This is a genomic window from Sphingomonas lutea (genome assembly GCF_014396785.1).
Classification (GTDB): Bacteria; Pseudomonadota; Alphaproteobacteria; order Sphingomonadales; family Sphingomonadaceae; genus Sphingomicrobium; species Sphingomicrobium luteum.
The window spans coordinates 1,826,253-1,843,856 of record NZ_CP060718.1 but is presented as its reverse complement, the minus strand read 5'-3'; the positions used below and the strand labels follow the sequence as shown (position 1 = coordinate 1,843,856).

At 62.7% G+C, this 17,604-nt stretch carries 15 protein-coding genes; 10 read left to right on the top strand and 5 right to left on the bottom strand.

The genetic code is table 11. From position 1 onward, the window contains the following. Nucleotides 1–32: 32 nt before the first annotated feature. The 3 genes from H9L13_RS09535 to hemN form a co-directional block, all read right to left on the bottom strand. Nucleotides 33–746 carry a cytochrome b/b6 domain-containing protein gene (locus H9L13_RS09535; protein WP_187537484.1) on the bottom strand — a complete coding sequence of 238 codons (714 nt, stop codon included), beginning with the start codon at nt 744–746 and terminating at the stop codon, nt 33–35. Continuing rightward, on the bottom strand, nt 743–1,345 hold the full coding sequence (locus tag H9L13_RS09530; protein ID WP_187537483.1) for a DUF6448 family protein: 603 nt from the start codon (nt 1,343–1,345) through the stop codon (nt 743–745). The genes H9L13_RS09535 and H9L13_RS09530 overlap by 4 nt, the downstream gene beginning before the upstream one ends. Before the next feature lie 111 nt (nt 1,346–1,456). Beyond that, on the bottom strand, nt 1,457–2,815 hold the full coding sequence (gene hemN / locus H9L13_RS09525) for an oxygen-independent coproporphyrinogen III oxidase (protein ID WP_223176444.1): 1,359 nt from the start codon (nt 2,813–2,815) through the stop codon (nt 1,457–1,459). A gap of 108 nt (nt 2,816–2,923) precedes the next feature. Here hemN and moaA point away from each other — a divergent pair, with 108 nt between their 5' ends. From moaA to H9L13_RS09480, 9 genes are read left to right on the top strand one after another with little or no spacing between them, the layout of a single operon-like run. Next, nucleotides 2,924–3,931, top strand: coding sequence for a GTP 3',8-cyclase MoaA (gene moaA, locus H9L13_RS09520; protein WP_187537482.1), 1,008 nt, complete (start codon nt 2,924–2,926; stop codon nt 3,929–3,931). Nucleotides 3,932–3,971: 40 nt separating this feature from the next. Then, the gene (locus H9L13_RS09515; RefSeq protein ID WP_223176443.1) at nt 3,972–6,755 is read left to right on the top strand and encodes a nitrate/nitrite transporter; all 2,784 of its coding nucleotides are present in this window, start codon (nt 3,972–3,974) and stop codon (nt 6,753–6,755) included. A gap of 12 nt (nt 6,756–6,767) precedes the next feature. Next, nucleotides 6,768–10,565 carry a nitrate reductase subunit alpha gene (locus H9L13_RS09510; RefSeq protein WP_187537481.1) on the top strand — a complete coding sequence of 1,266 codons (3,798 nt, stop codon included), beginning with the start codon at nt 6,768–6,770 and terminating at the stop codon, nt 10,563–10,565. Beyond that, on the top strand, nt 10,562–12,091 hold the full coding sequence (gene narH, locus H9L13_RS09505) for a nitrate reductase subunit beta (protein ID WP_187537480.1): 1,530 nt from the start codon (nt 10,562–10,564) through the stop codon (nt 12,089–12,091). Before H9L13_RS09510 ends, narH begins: the two co-directional genes overlap by 4 nt. Continuing rightward, nucleotides 12,088–12,786, top strand: a complete 699-nt coding sequence (gene narJ, locus H9L13_RS09500) for a nitrate reductase molybdenum cofactor assembly chaperone (protein ID WP_187537479.1) — start codon at nt 12,088–12,090, stop codon at nt 12,784–12,786. The genes narH and narJ overlap by 4 nt, the downstream gene beginning before the upstream one ends. After that, nucleotides 12,783–13,574 (top strand): respiratory nitrate reductase subunit gamma, encoded by a 792-nt coding sequence (gene narI, locus H9L13_RS09495; protein WP_187537478.1) that lies wholly within the window; start codon nt 12,783–12,785, stop codon nt 13,572–13,574. Before narJ ends, narI begins: the two co-directional genes overlap by 4 nt. Next, entirely contained in the window at nt 13,571–14,479 is a 909-nt protein-coding gene (locus tag H9L13_RS09490) for a peptidylprolyl isomerase (RefSeq protein WP_187537477.1), read from the top strand. The genes narI and H9L13_RS09490 overlap by 4 nt, the downstream gene beginning before the upstream one ends. Next, nucleotides 14,479–14,796: a hypothetical protein gene (locus H9L13_RS09485; RefSeq protein ID WP_187537476.1), complete on the top strand. Its 318-nt coding sequence runs from the start codon at nt 14,479–14,481 to the stop codon at nt 14,794–14,796. Before H9L13_RS09490 ends, H9L13_RS09485 begins: the two co-directional genes overlap by 1 nt. A gap of 9 nt (nt 14,797–14,805) precedes the next feature. Further along, a complete protein-coding gene (locus H9L13_RS09480) occupies nt 14,806–15,015 on the top strand; it encodes a hypothetical protein (RefSeq protein ID WP_187537475.1) in 210 nt (69 codons plus the stop codon). Here H9L13_RS09480 and H9L13_RS09475 read toward each other — a convergent pair. After that, nucleotides 14,972–15,463, bottom strand: a complete 492-nt coding sequence (locus tag H9L13_RS09475) for a hypothetical protein (RefSeq protein ID WP_187537474.1) — start codon at nt 15,461–15,463, stop codon at nt 14,972–14,974. The two genes, H9L13_RS09480 and H9L13_RS09475, sit on opposite strands and share 44 nt — an antisense overlap. A 119-nt stretch (nt 15,464–15,582) precedes the next feature. Between H9L13_RS09475 and H9L13_RS09470 the strand changes: the two genes are divergently transcribed. Next, nucleotides 15,583–16,332: a Crp/Fnr family transcriptional regulator gene (locus H9L13_RS09470; RefSeq protein ID WP_187537473.1), complete on the top strand. Its 750-nt coding sequence runs from the start codon at nt 15,583–15,585 to the stop codon at nt 16,330–16,332. Here H9L13_RS09470 and H9L13_RS09465 read toward each other — a convergent pair. Continuing rightward, the gene (locus H9L13_RS09465; protein ID WP_187537472.1) at nt 16,329–17,519 is read right to left on the bottom strand and encodes an alginate export family protein; all 1,191 of its coding nucleotides are present in this window, start codon (nt 17,517–17,519) and stop codon (nt 16,329–16,331) included. The two genes, H9L13_RS09470 and H9L13_RS09465, sit on opposite strands and share 4 nt — an antisense overlap. Nucleotides 17,520–17,604: the final 85 nt, after the last annotated feature.

Here is a 17,604-nt window from a genome sequence, read left to right as displayed (position 1 = left end):
AGAATGCCCGCTCAAAAAGCAGGCTTTCACCATCAGTCCTCGTGCTCGCGCTCCTCTTCAGCGGCGGACGGCCCGCTGCCGGCGTTAGCCCGGTGCTCGAATGACTCAGCGCGTCGCAACGTGAATGCCTGCGGGTCGTAGCGGAGAATGGCGTAAGCGCTCACTGCAATAACCGCGAACGCGAGGAACAGCCCAATTGCGCTCGGCGGCTTTGCGTCGGCGGCATCAGGATGACGCGCTGCCGGCTTCTTGCCGGTGACCATTGCCCGGGCAAGATTCTCTCGTTCAAGCAGCGACATTACGATCACAGCCGCGACGTGCAGCCCAACCATCGCGAGGAGAATCCAGGCGATGAGCTCGTGCAAATCCTCGAACGCTTCGCCACCGAACGCGCCCGTCCAGACAGTGGCGCCAGTTAGCGCGAGAAGAAGCATTACGGCGATCGCGCCAAGCGGATTATGACCAAGCGACGCTTCTCTGCGCCCGCTCAGGAGCCCAGAAATGTGCTCGGCGATGCGCGCCGGGCGGATGAAGTCCGTGAAGCGGCTGTGTTCTCCGCCGACGAACCCCCACACGAGGCGGAATGCGATCAACACTGCCGCCACCCATCCGGAGAGCACGTGCCACTGGTTGAGAGCGCTGTCCTCTTCCGAAGAGAGGAAGGCGATGGCGATGGCGAACACGAGCAGCCAGTGAAAGAGCCGCAGGGGCCAATCCCACACCCTGATGTTGCGTTCGGATGTCATTGGTGGTGCTCCGCGGGCGCAGGCAGCCCTTCCGAATAATGTCCGGCAGCCCCTGCTTCGACCGCTTGGTGGATGCCCTCCACATAGTGCACGAACGTGACATAGCTGGCGATATATGCGCGTCCTGCCGTGACTTCGTCGGGCTGGAAGCTCCGCTTCTTCTGGAGGTCGGCGAACTTCTCGGCGATGCCGCGCTCGACTTCCTTCACCGCGAAGGCGCTCAACTCTCTAGCCGAGCCGGTCGCGACGGCGTTGTCTGCGAGCGGTATGGCGGGACCGAGGTCGCGACCGGCAGGCTTGAGCCCGGTGTACGGAGCACCTTCACCAGCACGGTGAATGCGGACGAGCGTCTCGAAAAAGTAGCGATCGGCCATCTCGCGGGCTTCGGGCCCGAGCTTCCTCACCCTCTCGGCTTCAGCAAAGGCGCGCTTAATCTCAGGCTCATCGGCGGGCTGAACCCAGATCAGAACAGGATTGGGATTGCCGGATTGGAGCGCGTTCTTGGCGGCGGCGACAACCGGCCCATCCAGCCCGTCGCAATGGGCGAGCGCCGGCGTTGGAATCGTAAGGGCGGCGGCAAATGTGGCGGCGGCGACCAAGGAGGTAAGACGCATGTCGGCATCCTATTGAAGATGGTTGGAGGCTTCCATGCGCCGATCAGCGGCGCGCGTGTTGACCGAGATCAATGGCGAACGACGACGCTCGAATTGTCAGATCGCGCGTGAGTAGGTGGTCCCGGCATCGAGATACCGGTCGAAGGTGGCGGCCACGACACGGACCAGCGGTCGAGCCGCGTCGGTCACCTCGATGACCGAGCCGCTGCGCCTTGCGAGTCCTTCACCCTCTAGCCTATCCAATCCTCCCGCCGATCCAAGCAGCCCGCTGGAATCGGCGCCGAAGCGATCGCAGATTGCGCCGACGTCGGCCCGGTGATCGCACATCAGCCGTTCGATCACTTCGGCGCGGACTCGGTCATCGCCAGTGAAGCGATGACCGCGCGCGATCGGCAGCCGGCCGCCGCTGACCAGTCTCTGGTATTCCGGAATGCGAACCTCATTCTGTACGAAGCCCTGCGGCATTCGTCCGATTGCAGACGCACCAAAGCCGATCAACAGGTCGGCATCGTCGGTCGTATAACCCTGGAAGTTCCTGTGCAGCCCACCGCTCGCTGCCGCGATCGCGAGCGGATCGCCGGGCAGTGCAAAATGGTCAAACCCTACCTCGATATAGCCAGCGCCGACCAGCGCATCCGCGATGGCGCGCGAATGAGCAAAGCGCGCTTCTGAGTCAGGCAATGCTGCCTCGTCGATCTTGCGCTGGTGCGGCTTGAAGGAAGGCACATGGGCATAGCCGAAGACGGCGAACCGGTCGGGGCCGAGCTCGAGCGCCTGCTCCACGGTGGCGAGGCAGGACTCCGCTGACTCGAGCGGAAGGCCGTAGATTAGGTCGAAGTTGATCCGATCTATGCCGTTCCTGCGCAGCAAGCGGACCGCCGCTTCGGTTTCTTCGAAGCTCTGGACGCGGTTGATCGCGCGTTGAACTGCCGGGTCGAAGCTCTGCACGCCGAGGCTGGCTCGATTAAAGCCGCACGCGCCAAGCATCTTCGCCATTTCCCCCGTCAAGGTCCGGGGGTCGATCTCGATCGCGATCTCGGCATCCCGCCGGATTCCATAGTGACGCCGTAGGTCCGCCATCAGCAACCGCAGCTGCTCGGGAGGAACCAAGGTCGGCGTGCCGCCGCCGAAGTGAACATAGCCCACGGACAGCGGTCCGCCTGTGCAGCGAGCCACCAGCTCAACCTCTTTGCAGAGGCAATCGAGGTAGCGAAGCACCGGTGCCTCTCGCGCTGCCAGGGTAGTGTGACAGCCGCAGTACCAGCACATGGCTCGGCAGAACGGGATGTGGAAGTAAAGAGAAGCATTCTCGCTGCAGGTCGACGCCAGCCACGAGCGGTATTGCGCCTCACGCACATCGGCCGAGAAATTGGGGGCGGTGGGATAGCTCGTGTAACGCGGTATGCGTGCTTCGGCGTAGCGGTGAAGGAGGTCAGGGGACAGCGTATCGATCATTTCGAGCGAGCTATCGGAATCATTGAGGCGCACACTTGATCCAGATCATCAACGCGGCGTACGCGACCAAATAGCCGTTGGGCGTGGAAGCACGGAGTGGCCCAGGTCGTGAGTGAATTTGCGGCGGAAAAATCGGTCGGTCTCGTTGACAGCTTTGGTCGAGGGATCACCTATGCGCGGCTCTCGGTCACCGACCGCTGCGACCTGCGCTGTCGATATTGCATGGCCGAGCGCATGCAGTTCCTCCCCAAGCGTGAAATCCTGACGTTCGAGGAAATGACTGCGCTTGCGGACATTCTGATCACGCGTGGGGTCCGCAAGATCCGGCTGACCGGCGGCGAGCCTTTGGTCCGAAAGGGTGTGATGGAACTGATCCGGTCGCTAGGCAGGAGGATTGGCGCCGGCCTGGACGAGCTGGTGCTCACGACCAACGGCACTCGGCTCGAGCGGTTCGCGGGTGAGCTGTTCGAGGCAGGAATCCGGCGGATCAACGTCAGCCTCGATAGTCGGCGGCCGGACAGGTTCGCGCACATAACCCGCGGCGGAGACCTGAACCAGGTGCTCCGTGGGATCGACGCGGCGCTGACGGCCGGGCTGGCGGTCAAGATCAACGTGGTCGCGCTCGCCGGCATCAACGAGGACGAGATCGAGGACATGCTGCGCTGGTGCGCGGCGATGGCGGTCGACCTGACGCTAATCGAGACGATGCCGCTGGGTGAGGTCGAGGAGGACCGCACCGATCACTATCTGCCCCTCGACGTTGTCAAGCGGCGCCTGGAACAGCAGTTCACCTTCGTGCCGTCGGTCAAGAAGACCGGTGGTCCGGCGCGCTATTTCGACATTCCCGAGCTGCAGTCGCAGCTGGGCATTATTACGCCGCTCACCAATAATTTCTGCGACGGCTGTAACCGCATCCGCATCGCCGCGACCGGCACGGTCTACGGCTGCCTTGGCCACGATCAAAAGGTGGAGCTGCGCGACGCACTCCGGTGCGGCGGTGCTCAAGCGGTCGACGAGCTGATGGATCGGCTCTTGGCAGGCAAACCAAGGCGGCATGAATTCAGGATCGGGGGCGCTCCTGCAGTTGCGAGGCATATGAGCGTGACGGGGGGCTGAGCAGCAGCGAAATGATTCTGATCAATCGCTACCCCACCGCGTGCTGCGAGAGGCACTGCGTCACGAATCGCGGATGGCGGGGGTAAGGGTGGTGGTTCTAACGAGGGAGCAGCCGGCGAGCGGCGCGAACCAGGCACTTTGGTCGAGCACGATTGCTTTCACTGTCTGCTTTGCCGTCTGGACGATCTTTTCGATCATCGGTCTTGGCGTGAAGGAAGAGCTCGGCCTGAGCGAAACCGAGTTCGGGCTGCTTGTCGGCACGCCGATTCTAACCGGGTCGCTTACCCGCGTATTCCTCGGCGTCTGGGCTGACCAGTTCGGGGGCCGGCGTGTCTTTGCCGGAGTGATGGTACTCGCCGCGATCGCGACCTTCCTTACCTCATATGCAGACACCTATGCCGAGCTGCTGACCGCAGCGCTCGGCGTGGGAATTGCGGGCGGTGCGTTCTCGGTCGGCGTTACTTACGTGTCTAAATTCTATCCGAAGAATGAGCAGGGCCTCGCGCTCGGTATTTTCGGCGCCGGCAATGTCGGCTCGGCGGTGACCAAGTTCCTGGCCCCGTTCGTAATGGTCGCGATGGGGTGGCAGGCGGTTGCGCAGGTCTGGGCCGCCGCGCTGATCGTCACGGCCGTCCTGTTCCTGCTTCTCACGAAAGAAGATCCGGAACAGCTCGAGCGGGCCAGTTCGGGGCGCAAGGCCGCTAGCATGAGCACGCAGCTTGCGATCTTGAAAAATGTCCAGGTTTGGCGCTTCGCGCTCTATTATTTCTTTGTCTTCGGCGCCTTCGTGGCGCTTGCCTTGTGGCTGCCCAGGTATCTGATGGGTGTCTATGGCCTCGACGTGAAGACGGCCGGCATGCTCGCTGCCTTCTATTCGGTCCCGGCAAGCCTGTTCCGGATCTACGGCGGAAAACTCTCGGACCGCTACGGCGCCCGATCCGTGCTGTACGTGACGTTTGGGATTTCGGTGCTGACCACCTTCATGCTGTCCTATCCGCCGACCACCTACATCATCGAAGGCATTCGTGGCCCGATTACCTTCCGGACGGAAATGAGCCTCGCTCCATTCTTGGTGACGATCTTCGTGCTCGGCTTCTTCATGAGCCTCGGCAAGGCGGCGGTGTTCAAGCATATTCCGGTTTATTACCCGAACCATGTCGGCGCGGTGGGCGGCCTCGTTGGCATGATCGGCGGCCTCGGCGGGTTCGTCCTGCCGCTTGCATTCGGCGCGCTGCTTGACCTGACGGGCGTCTGGACCAGTTCATTCGTCCTGCTCTTCGTACTGGTCTCAGTGGCCCTCACGTGGATGCACTTTGCCGTTCGCCAGATGGAACACTCTGCGGCGGGTCGCGGCGAACAGGCGCAGGTTCCGGAACTCCCGGAGATGCGGAGCTTCGGCGAGCCTGGAATCAAGGCACCCCCGCGCATCGCTGGCCCGATCGAAGACTGGCGGCCCGAGGACGCAGATTTCTGGCGCAAGCGGGGTCGCGCGGTAGCCCGGCGCAATTTGTGGATTTCTACTTATTGCCTAATGCTGTCGTTCGCCGTCTGGATGGTCTGGAGCGTAGTCGTCGCGCGCCTACCGGCCATCGGGTTCGACTTCACGACTGACCAATTGTTCTGGCTGGCGGCACTGCCCGGGCTTTCGGGCGCCACCTTGCGCATCTTCTATGCCTTCCTAGTACCGGTCTTCGGTGGCCGGCTGTGGACGACCCTTTCCACCGCCTCGTTGCTGATTCCGGCCTTCGGGATCGGCTACGCTGTGCAGAATCCGGAAACGCCTTACCTGCTATTCCTCGTCCTTGCGCTGTTGTGCGGGCTCGGAGGCGGCAATTTCGCTTCATCGATGGCAAACATCAGCTTCTTCTTCCCAAAGTCGGAGAAGGGAAATGCGCTGGCGCTCAATGCGGGCCTTGGGAACCTTGGGGTCAGCCTGATGCAATTCATGGTCCCGGTAGTCATCACCATGGGCCTGTTCGGAGCCCTCGGCGGCCAGGCGCAAGTCGCCTCTGACGGAACCCAGTTCTGGATGCAGAATGCGGGGTTCGTATGGATCCCTCTAATCATGGCCGGTGCAATCGCGGCGTGGTTCGGGATGAACGACATTCTCAGCGCCAAATCATCCTTTGCCGATCAGGCCGCGATCTTCGGCAGAATCCACACGTGGCTGATGTGCTGGCTCTACACCGGTACCTTTGGCACGTTCATCGGTATGTCGGCCGGCTTTCCCTTGCTGGCGAAGCTCGTCTTCCCCGAAGTAAACGCTCTCAAATACGCCTTCATCGGTCCGCTGCTGGGAGCGTTGTCCCGGGCCGCCACGGGCTGGATTTCGGACCGATACGGCGGGGCGCGAGTAAGTTTCTGGGTGTTCTCTGTCCAGATCGTCGCGATCCTTGGAATGATCTGGTTCCTGGACGCTCGCAGCTTCCCCGGCTTCTTCGCCATGGTGTTGCTGCTATTCCTGGCGAGCGGCGTCGGCAATGCTTCAACCTTCCAGATGGTGCCCGGCATCATGCGCATCGAGGTCGACCGGACGGAGCCGGCTCTTCCAGAAGCGCAGCGACGGGCGCAGGCGGAGCGGGAGTCGGCGGCTGTGATCGGGTTCACTTCCGCCATTGCCGCCTACGGCGCCTTCTACATCCCGAAGGCCTATGGCTCATCAATCGAGCTTACGGGAACGGCAAACGCCGCGCTCTGGGGCTTCCTACTGTTCTACGTCAGCTGTGCCGCTCTGACCCGGTTCGCATATAGCGGCCCTCGCGGCCTGCTGCGCGAGGCAGAGCGTAAACGCGCTGTCCAATCACCCACAACCGTGCCCGCATAGAAGGATCCCGGGATGAGTCATTTCCTCGACCGCCTCACCTACTTTCGTCGGACACAGGAGAAGTTCTCCGACGGCCACGGCATCACGACTGACGAGGCGCGCGAGTGGGAAGACGCGTACCGCAAGCGGTGGGCGGCGGACAAAATCGTCCGGTCGACCCACGGGGTGAACTGCACCGGATCATGTTCGTGGAAGATTTACGTAAAGGGCGGGATCGTCACTTGGGAGACGCAGCAGACTGACTATCCGCGGACTCGGCCGGACCTCCCCAACCATGAACCTCGCGGTTGTCCGCGCGGCGCCAGCTACAGTTGGTACCTCTACTCGGGGACCCGCATCAAATATCCGCTCGTTCGGGCGCGGCTGATCCGACACTGGCGCGAAGCGCGCAAATCGCTGACTCCTGTCGCAGCGTGGAAGTCGATTGTGCAGGACACCGATAAGCGGCGCGATTGGGTGTCGAAGCGCGGGCGTGGCGGTTTCGTACGCGTCGGTTGGGACGAGGTGACCGAGATCATCGCCGCCGCCAACGCCTATACAATCAAGGAATATGGCCCGGACCGGGTCGCGGGTTTCTCGCCGATCCCGGCAATGTCGATGATCAGCTATGCGGCCGGAAGCCGATATTTGTCGCTGATCGGCGGCACCCTACTCAGCTTCTACGACTGGTATTGCGACCTCCCGCCTTCGAGCCCGCAGACCTGGGGCGAGCAGACCGACGTGCCCGAGAGCGCGGACTGGTACAACGCCGGGTTCCTGCTGGTCTGGGGATCGAATATCCCGATGACCCGAGCGCCCGACGCGCATTTCTATTCGGAGGTGCGCTACCGCGGCGCCAAGAGCGTGGTCATCGCCCCGGACTTCAACGAGGCGGCGAAATTCTCCGATATGTGGCTGCACCCGAAGCAGGGGACTGACGCCGCCCTTGCTCTCGCGCTCGGCCACGTTGTCCTGCGCGAATTCTACGTCGACAAGCAGACCGAATATTTCAGCGACTACACGCGGAAATATTCAGACTTTCCACTGCTGGTGAAACTCGTGGAGCGCGACGGACGGCTGGTTGCCGATCGCCTCCTGCGTGCCGCGGACATCAAGGGCGCTCTCGGAGAGAAGGCCAACCCGGACTGGAAGGCCCTCGCCTATGACGAGATCAGTGGAAAGCTGGTCTGCCCGCTCGGTTCCGCCGGGCATCGCTGGGGTGACCCGGGAAAGTGGAACCTCGAAGAAAAGGACGGCAAGGGCAAGGATGTCCGGCTGCGTACGACATTGGCGGACGATCATGACTCGATAGAGGCGGTCGCTTTCCCTTATTTCGGCGGCGATGCGCCGCACGACTTTGTCGCGACAGCGCATGACGACGTCCTGCTGCGCAACATCCCGGTAAAGACTCTCAAGCTCGCCGACGGCTCGACGACCGCCGTCGCAACAGTGTTCGATCTTTACTGCGCGAACTACGGAGTCGATCGCGGTTTCGGCGGCGAGAATGTCGCCCTCAGCTTCGACGATGATGTGCCCTTCACACCGGCCTGGGCAGAGAAGGTCACCGGCGTGCCGCGACAGGCCATCATCCAGGTCGCTCGTGAATTTGCGTCCAACGCCGCAATTACCAAGGGCCGGTCGATGGTCATCCTTGGGGCCGGACTCAATCATTGGTACCATATGGACATGAGCTACCGCGGGATCATCTCGCTGCTCATTATGTGCGGATGCATCGGCCAGTCGGGCGGCGGCTGGTCGCACTATGTCGGGCAGGAGAAACTGCGTCCGCAAACAGGCTGGCTGCCGCTCGCCTTCGGTCTCGACTGGTCGCGGCCGCCACGCCAGATGAACGGGACCAGCTTCTTTTACGCGCACACCGATCAATGGCGTTATGAATCGCTGAAGATGTCGGAAATTCTGTCGCCGCTGGCGCCGGAGGGAGACTGGTCGGGCAGCATGCTCGACTACAATGCCAAGGCAGAACGGATGGGCTGGCTGCCCTCGGCACCCCAGTTCAACGCCAGTCCCATTGAATGGGGCAATCGCCTGAAGCAATCCGGTGCCGACCCCGCGCAGGCGATTGCGGACGCGTTCAAGTCGGGCGAGCTCAAGCCCGCCAGCCTCGATCCCGACAATCCGGTCAACTGGCCGCGCAACATGTTCTTCTGGCGCTCGAACGTGCTCGGAGCGAGCGGCAAAGGGCACGAATATTTCCTGAAGCATCTCGTTGGCTCGATGCATGGCGTGATTGGCACGGACGAGGAGGGCGCTGGGCTGGAGCGACCCAAAGACGTCGTGTGGCACGACGAGGCTCCGGTCGGAAAGCTCGACCTGATGGTCAACATCGACTTCCGGATGTCGACCACCAGCCTTTACTCCGACATCGTCTTGCCGACGGCGACCTGGTACGAAAAGCACGACCTCAACACGTCGGACATGCACCCGTTCATCCATCCGCTGTCGGCCGCGGTGGACCCGGCGTGGGAGACCAAGAGCGACTGGAACATCTTCCGCGCCATTGCGAAGAAATTCTCGGACGTTGCTCCTGAGGTGCTTGGCGTCGAGCACGACCTGGTGATGACCCCGATCCTGCACGACACGCCGGCCGAGTTGGCGCAGGCATATGAACCGAAGGATTGGCTTAAGGGCGAGTGCGACCCGATCCCGGGCAAGACCATGCCGAACGTGTCCCTGGTTGAGCGCAACTATCCCGAAACCTACGCCCGGTTCACCTCAATGGGCCCATTGCTTGAAAAGCTGGGCAATGGTGCGAAGGGTCTCAATTGGGACACCGGGCACGAGGTCGAATTGCTTGGCGACCTCAATGGTCGGGTGCTCGACGGCCCCACCGCGGGCCGGCCAAAAATCGATACTGACATCGATGCCTGCGAGACTATCCTGATGCTGGCGCCGGAAACCAACGGCGAGGTTGCGGTCAAGGCGTGGCAGGCGCTCAGCAAAGCGACGGGTCGGGATCACGGCCACCTCGCCGAGGGCAAGGAAGAGGAGAAAATTCGCTTCCGCGATGTTGCGGCCCAACCGCGCAAGATCATCTCATCGCCGATCTGGTCGGGGCTCGAAAGCGAGCATGTCTGCTACAACGCGGGCTACACAAACGTCCACGAATTGATCCCCTGGCGGACGCTGACCGGGCGCCAACAGCTATACCAAGATCATCATTGGATGCGCGCGTTTGGCGAGGGATTCGTTACCTGGCGGCCGCCAATCGACACCAAGACCGTTGGGCAGGTGTTGGGCAAGCTACCGAACGGAAACAAGGAGATCCTACTCAACATCCTCACGCCCCACCAGAAATGGGGTATCCATTCGACCTATACCGAGAACCTCATCATGCTCAGCCTTAACCGAGGCGGGCCCACGGTGTGGATCAGCGAGGACGACGCAAAGGCAGCTGGTATTGTCGACAACGACTGGATCGAAGTTTTCAACATCAACGGCGCCCTGACCGCTCGCGCGATTGTGTCACAGCGCATCATGCCGGGCTCTGCCATCATGTACCACGCGCAGGAAAAGCTCACGAACACGGTGGGCTCGGAAATCACGGGCCAGCGCGGTGGAATCCATAACAGCGTGACCCGCATCAACATGAAGCCGACGCACATGATCGGCGGCTACGTCCAGCTCGCCTACGGCTTCAATTACTACGGGACGGTCGGGGCGAACCGCGACGAGTTCGTGATCGTGAGGAAGATGAGCGAGGTGAACTGGTTCGACAAAGCCGCGGACGACAGCGCCAACGTCGACGGTGGAACGGCGGACTGGGGGACCGGCGTCAAAGGTCAGGCAGCGGACAAGGAGATGGAACGATGAAGGTCCGCGCGCAGATTGCGATGGTCCTGAACCTCGACAAGTGCATCGGCTGTCACACCTGCTCGATCACTTGCAAGAACGTCTGGACTAACCGCGAGGGCGTCGAATATGTCTGGTTCAACAACGTCGAGACCAAGCCGGGCATCGGCTACCCGAAGGACTGGGAGAACCAGGAGCGCTGGAAGGGCGGCTGGGTCCGCAAAAAGAACGGCAAGATCGTTCCGCGCCAGGGCGCCAAGTGGCGCATCCTGTCGAAGATCTTCGCCAACCCGCACCTGCCCGAGATCGACGATTTTTACGAGCCCTATACGTTCGAGTATGAGTGGCTGCAGTCGGCGCCAGAGCTGCAGGCGCAGCCGACGGCGCGGCCGCGCTCGCTGCTCACCGGCGAGCGGCTCAACAAGATCGAATGGTCGGGCAATTGGGAAGATATGCTTGGCGGCGAGTTCGAGAAGCGGAGCCACGACTACAACTTCGACGGCGTCCAGAAGGAAATCTACGGCCAGTTCGAAAAGACGTTCATGATGTACTTGCCGAGGCTGTGCGAGCATTGCCTCAACCCGTCCTGCCTCGCATCATGCCCGTCGGGAGCGATTTATAAGCGAGCCGAAGACGGCATTGTCCTGATCGACCAGGAAAAATGCCGCGGCTGGCGGATGTGTGTCTCGGGCTGCCCGTACAAGAAGATCTACTACAACTGGGCGACGGGTAAGTCCGAGAAGTGCATCTTTTGCTACCCGCGCATCGAGACGGGGCAGCCGACCGTCTGCTCCGAAACCTGCGTGGGGCGGATCCGGTATCTCGGCGTTGTCCTGTACGACGCTGACCGGATTGAGGAAGCGGCGTCGGTCGAGAACCCGAAGGACCTCTATCCGGCGCAGCTCGGAGTGTTCCTCGATCCCAATGACGTCACGGTGCAGGAGGCGGCGCGGGCTGAGGGCATCACCGACCAGTGGCTCGAGGCCGCGATGCGCTCGCCGGTCTACAAGATGGCGGTCGAGTGGAAGATCGCCTTCCCGCTGCACCCGGAGTACCGGACGCTGCCGATGGTCTGGTACGTGCCGCCCTTGTCGCCGATCCAGTCGGCGGCCGAGGCTGGCAAGATGTCGGTGCAGGACGGGATGCCGGATGTCCGGTCTCTTCGCATCCCTCTCAAATATCTGGCCAACCTCCTCACCGCTGGCGACGAGGAGCCGATTGCGGCTGCGCTCGAGCGCATGCTCGCAATGCGCTCTTACATGCGGGCGAAGAGCGTCGAGGGCCGCATCGACGAGAGCATCCCCGAGCGGGTCGGCCTGACCCGCGACCGCATCGAGGAGATGTACCGGATCATGGCGCTCGCCGCCTACGAAGACCGCTACGTGATCCCGACCGCCCGGCGCGAGCTCGATGAGGACGCCTACGTGCTGCGCGGCTCCTCCGGGTTCGGCTTCAATGAGGCGACCAGAGGTAAGACGAAAGTCAACCTGTTCGGCGGCGGCTCCGACCGTGCCAAGCGCGAACCGAGAATGGATATCCCCACATGAAGCTGACCTTGAGAGCACTTGCCGCCTTGCTCGGCTACCCGTCGAGCGATCTGCAGTCTAATATCGGCGAAGTCCGCAAAGCGATCATCCGCGACGGGCTGTTAAGCGTTGCGGATTTTTCCCGCATTGAGCCCTTGCTGCGCCGTTTCGAGCGCGAGGACCTTTTGGACCTGCAGGCAGGCTATAGCGAACTGTTCGACCGCTCGCGGTCTCTGTCGCTTCACCTGTTCGAGCACGTCCACGGCGACAGCCGCGAGCGCGGCCAGGCAATGATCGACTTAGGCCAGCAATATGTCGAAAGCGGCTTCTTCCTAGACGGCGGCGAGTTCCCCGACTTCGTGCCGGTGTTCCTCGAATATGCGTCATGCCTGCCGCTGGAAGAGACGCGCGAGATGCTCGGCCAGCCGGCGCACGTGTTCGCGGCGCTCGCCGAGCGGCTCGACAAGCGCGGGACGGATTATGCGGGCATCTTCCATTGCCTCGTGTCGCTCGCGAAAACGCGGATCGACGCCGACGCGCGGGCCGTGGTCGACGAGAATACGCCGGCCGAGGACGGCGCCGACATCGATGCCGAATGGGAGGACGCGCCGGTCTCCTTCAACCTCGGCGGCGCGCATGAAATGGGCGGCCCCACCGGCGTGGTCGCGAAGATCAGGGCGTCGAATCGGCCCGTGAACCAGGAGGTCGCACGATGATGGACTTCATCAACCAGCTGGCGTTCGGCTGGTACCCTTATCTCGCTGTGACCGTGCTGGTGGTCGGCAGCATCCTGCGGTTCGACGCCAACCAGTATAGCTGGCGATCACAATCAAGCCAGTTCCTGCGGCGCCGGCAGATGGTGATTGGATCGAACCTGTTCCACATGGGAATCATTGTTCTTTTCTTCGGCCATCTCGTGGGATTGCTGACTCCCGTCACTGTCATCGACACGCTACGCATCAGCCATAGCTTCAAGCAGACTGCGGCGCTTGTCGTCGGCGGCATCGCCGGCGTCGCCGCCTACGTCGGTTGTACGCTCCTGCTTCATCGGCGGCTTTTCGACGCTCGCATCCGCAAGAGCTCGTCGATCGGCGACATCCTCGTGCTCGTGCTGATCTGGGTCCAGCTGACACTCGGCATTCTCACGACCTGGTGGACGCTCGAACATCTGGACGGAAGCGAAATGCTGCGGTTCATGAACTGGGCCAATGGCATCCTCACGCTCGACCCCGCAGCGCCGCAGCAGATTCAGGACGTCGCGCTGGTCTACAAGCTGCACATCATCCTCGGCCTGACCTTGTTCCTGATCACGCCGTTCACGCGGTTAGTGCACATTTGGAGCGCGCCGGTCTGGTACCTGCTTCGTCCGGGCTTCCAGATCGTGCGGTCGCGCAGCACCAAGCGAAAGCCTTCGCCGACCCACGGGCCGGCGGGCGGAGCGCCGAGCTACGGCGGACCGACAGTCCTGCGCCAACTCGCCGAAAGCGGGCAGGAGGGCGCATGAGCCGGCGCCTCGACGTCATTAATCTCGACGATCCGGGGCAGCGCCCGACGCCGAAGATGATGAGCAGCTGCGAAACGGGCGGCTGCGGCGGAGGGCCGGAGCCTCTGATCCCGCCGCCCCCCAGCTTCGGTGAAGTCCGCGTCAACGGCGTCGAGATTCCGCCGGAAGCAATCGCGCAGGAGATCCAGCACCATCCCGCGCCCGACGCCGAGACAGCTTGGGTCGAAGCGGCGCGCGCCTTAGCGGTCCGCGAGTTGCTGCTGCAGGAAGCCCGCCGCACCTGCGTCGCCGCCGATCCTTCGACCGATGAGGCGGGGCGAGCCGAGATCGAAGAGGATGCAGTCATCCGCGCGCTGCTCGAAGAGGAGGTCGAGCCGGCGGAGCCGGGAGATACGGAGTGCCGCCGCTATTACGATGCCAATGTCGACCGGTTCCGGACTCCCGACTTGTTCGAAGCCGCACATATCCTGATCGAGCCCGAAGGCTCGGACGACCAAGCGTGGAGCGCGGCGCTCGAGCGGGCGCGTGCGATCGTGTCGGAGGTCGGTGACGACCCGGCGGCGTTCGCGAAAGCGGCTCGCGCCCATTCGGGCTGCACCTCGGCCCAGCAGGACGGATCGCTGGGCCAGATCCGCCGCGGTGAGCTCGTGCCCGAGGTTCAGGCCGGCCTCGAAGCGCTCACGGAGGGGACGACTGCGCGTGAGCCGGTTCGGTCGCGCTTCGGCTGGCACATCCTCAGACTTCATCGTCGCATCGCCGGCCGGACCCTGGAATTCGACATGGTTCGCGCCAGGATCGCCGACATGCTCGAGGCGCGCAGCTGGTCGGTCGAGGCCGCCCGGTACGTTGCCGAGGTCGCCGCCCGCAGCCACGTCGAAGGGGTGACCATCGGAGGATCGGACTAATGATGCTCGGCGACCTGCTGGCTGCGGCGAGGACCTCATCCAGCGGTTTCCAGGCATGGCTTGAGCGGTCGGACGCAGCACTCGCGGCGGACGTCAAATCTGCGGCGAGACAGCAAGGGATGACCCCGACCGGCTATGTCCGCGCTGCGATAGCGGACTTCAATCGCTTTGCCGCCGAGGAGGACTGGGCGACGCTCACGTCAAGTCTCAAGGACAGCGACGACCCGGGCACCGTCTGCCTTCTCGCAATGGTGCACTGGCGCTTGACCGCGCGCGGCTGCGCTGAGCACTCACCCGCGATTGCCCATAATGGCTGAGGGGAAACCATGACTGATCAATCCAAGGACGGGCGGCGCGATGCCCCGCTCAATCCCGCACTGAAAAGCGGGACGGAGACCGTGTATCCGACGAAGGAGTCATCCCCTGCGCCGATCGACACGACCTCCGCGAAGGAACGGGAAGGCGAGGGCTGGCCCATAATCTGGCTGGTCGTCACCGTCGTCTGCGTCGCGCTAGCGGTCTATTTCCTCGTCTAGCCCTCTCTTCGGGCAGTTCGCGGACGAAGCTCGCCGTATCGAACTTGAGCCCGAGCCGCTCGAGGCGCGATCGCGCCCGCGAAGCCGGCTCGGCGCTCTTCGCCGCGACCGTGAAGTTCACCGCGCTGCAGCCCAACATCGACGCGATCCGTTCCAGTTCATCGCATAGTGCGGATCGGACCCGGTCGCCGCCTTGCAGGTCGAACGCAACGATCACTTCCACATCGAGGCTCTGTTCGTGGCGCAAGTTGCGTCCCGGGCGATAGGCGGCGACTCCGTGGACGCAATTATCAGGCGAGACCACAGCGAGCACTCCACCACCATCGGAGACAAGCTCACCCCCGAACTGTTCCCATCGTTCGAGGCTGACCCGCGTTGCCGACCGGACCAGCGGGTAGGCGAGCGCAAGCTGCTCCTTGTCGATCGCTTGGACAATCAAATCCTGCATCGGCCCTCATGCGCTCCACAAGCTGTGGGAGTTTGAACGCTAGAGGGGATCAGCTATTGCACCCTTGAGCCAGATCATTCGTCGCGCAGCAGGCGGATGGTGCCTTTGGGGAAGTCGCATTGCCCTACGTACCGACCGGGAAGCTAACCGACCTGCCGCATGGGCACCCGTGCGAGACCTGCCCCGTGCGACCGATAACTATCTGCCGCGGTCTCGATGCGGCGACGCTGGCGGGGATGCGCTCACTGGGAACGATGCAGCGGCTGCGGTCGGAGCAATCCGCCTTCCATGAAGGCGACCCGGCCAAGCGGGTGTTCATGGTCACCCAGGGCGCGCTGAAGCTTTATACCTTGCTTGCGGACGGGCGGCGCCAAATCACGGGCTTCATGTTTCCCGGCGATTTCCTCGGCGTCAGCGTCGACGAAGAATATGCCTTCACCGTCGAAGCCTTAAAAAACACGGAATTGTGGTGGTTCTCGCGCGAGGCATTCGACCGGTTCGTGGGTGAACATCCACAGATCGAGCGCGAGCTTTACCGGCTAGCGGCGCACGAGTTGGCCGAAGCGCAGCGGCAGATGGTGTTGCTCGGCAGGAAGGCGGCCGCCGAGCGGCTGGCGAGCTTTTTCCTGTCCTTGCTTGAGCGGACCGAGCGCGTCAGCGGCGAGCGCGAGACGAGCTTCGACCTGCCGATGACCCGGATCGACATCGCCGATTATCTAGGCCTCACCAAGGAAACGGTGAGCCGGATGCTTGCGCACCTGCGGAGCCGCGGCCTCATTCGACTGCAATCGCAAAGTTGTGTCGAGGTCCTCGATCGCGACGCGCTTCGGGGAATGGCGCAGGGGGAGACTGCCGAGGTTTTGGGCTAGAAGGCCCACTCGGCCTGGAGCCACAGCTTGCGCGTATCGGCGCCGAAGTCCTGTGCATTGTAATCGGCATATTTCAGGAGCAGGCCGACCTTGCCGATCTTGAAACTCAGAGAGGCATCCCACTCGGTCCCATATTCGACGTCCCCCACGGCGCTGTCGAACTGGTGGAACACGACATTGGCGTTCAGGCCGGGGAGGAGTTTCATGCCGTCGAATGTCTTTCCGACTGAGACATAAGCGTCCTCTAGGCCCGATGCCGGCGTCGTCAGAAAGAGGTCCGCCCAGCCATTGAACTTGTGCAGCGTCGCCATCGGGGTCTGGAGCGCGCGGCCATTGTCGCTGCCCAGCTGCTCCCACCCTCCGGTGAGGGTGAAGCCCGCGAGCTTCGCACCGCCTTCAAACGACCAATAATCCGCGGCAAAGTCGAAGGGGTTGCTGCCATAGTCCGACTGGCGCGCATAGCTGGCGCGAAGCGACAGCTTTGCGGCTCTCACGGGGAAGGTGCCATTGAGGAAACCGCCGTACGTCTGGCTGCTGTTGGCGAGGAAGAAGTCCTCGTCATAATCCAGCACGTAGGAGAAGAGCTTGCCCTCCACCGGGCCCAGATTGGAGCCGATGCCCGCGAAGACGAAGTCTCCGCGAAAGGATGTCTGCGGCCCTGCATCTTCGCCGAAGATGGTGCGCTGAGCCATTGCATAGGTGAGGTCGAGGGAAGCCGGTCCGAGTTTCGCCTCGCCTCGCGCCGCATCGAAGGTTTGCTCGTTCTGCCGCCATCCGACCGAACCGACCCAGCGCTGGTCATCGAGGTTGATGCGCTGCCGGCCAACCGTCGCGGTGAGCGGTTCCGACTTATACTGTAGCTGCAGCCGGTTGAGTTCGGCGTTCTGCGGGTCGGCGACGACCGCGAACTGCGGGCGCCGCTGACCGTCGTCGATGGGGAAGGGGAAGGCGTTATAGTCGTTGACCGGCGCAACCGTTCCTTCGCCTTCCGCAAACAATGAGAAAGCCCCGAGCTTGACCTCGGCTCCGGCGCGCAGCCGCAAAGTCACCGCGTCCGCGTTGAGCTCGCCCTGGTCGACGCTCTCCCATCGCAGCCTGGCATCGACGATCGGCTTGATCTGCAGCGTCTCCGACATCGCTTCCTTATCTGCTTCCGCTGCATGCGCGGCCGCCGGCACGAAGAGCATTGTCGCTCCCAAGATCACAACGAAAGTCCGCATCGCCAACGCTCCCCCTTGTAGAGATTAGCAGTTTCACTACGCCACCGGATGC

Coding starts and splice junctions, on each gene's coding strand:
- H9L13_RS09535 (WP_187537484.1), bottom strand. CDS start 746: ATGACATCCGAACGCAACATCAGGGTGTGGGATTGGCCCCTGCGGCTC.
- hemN (WP_223176444.1), bottom strand. CDS start 2,815: ATGATCGATACGCTGTCCCCTGACCTCCTTCACCGCTACGCCGAAGCA.
- H9L13_RS09510 (WP_187537481.1), top strand. CDS start 6,768: ATGAGTCATTTCCTCGACCGCCTCACCTACTTTCGTCGGACACAGGAG.
- narH (WP_187537480.1), top strand. CDS start 10,562: ATGAAGGTCCGCGCGCAGATTGCGATGGTCCTGAACCTCGACAAGTGC.
- narJ (WP_187537479.1), top strand. CDS start 12,088: ATGAAGCTGACCTTGAGAGCACTTGCCGCCTTGCTCGGCTACCCGTCG.
- narI (WP_187537478.1), top strand. CDS start 12,783: ATGATGGACTTCATCAACCAGCTGGCGTTCGGCTGGTACCCTTATCTC.
- H9L13_RS09490 (WP_187537477.1), top strand. CDS start 13,571: ATGAGCCGGCGCCTCGACGTCATTAATCTCGACGATCCGGGGCAGCGC.
- H9L13_RS09485 (WP_187537476.1), top strand. CDS start 14,479: ATGATGCTCGGCGACCTGCTGGCTGCGGCGAGGACCTCATCCAGCGGT.
- H9L13_RS09480 (WP_187537475.1), top strand. CDS start 14,806: ATGACTGATCAATCCAAGGACGGGCGGCGCGATGCCCCGCTCAATCCC.
- H9L13_RS09475 (WP_187537474.1), bottom strand. CDS start 15,463: ATGCAGGATTTGATTGTCCAAGCGATCGACAAGGAGCAGCTTGCGCTC.
- H9L13_RS09465 (WP_187537472.1), bottom strand. CDS start 17,519: ATGCTCTTCGTGCCGGCGGCCGCGCATGCAGCGGAAGCAGATAAGGAA.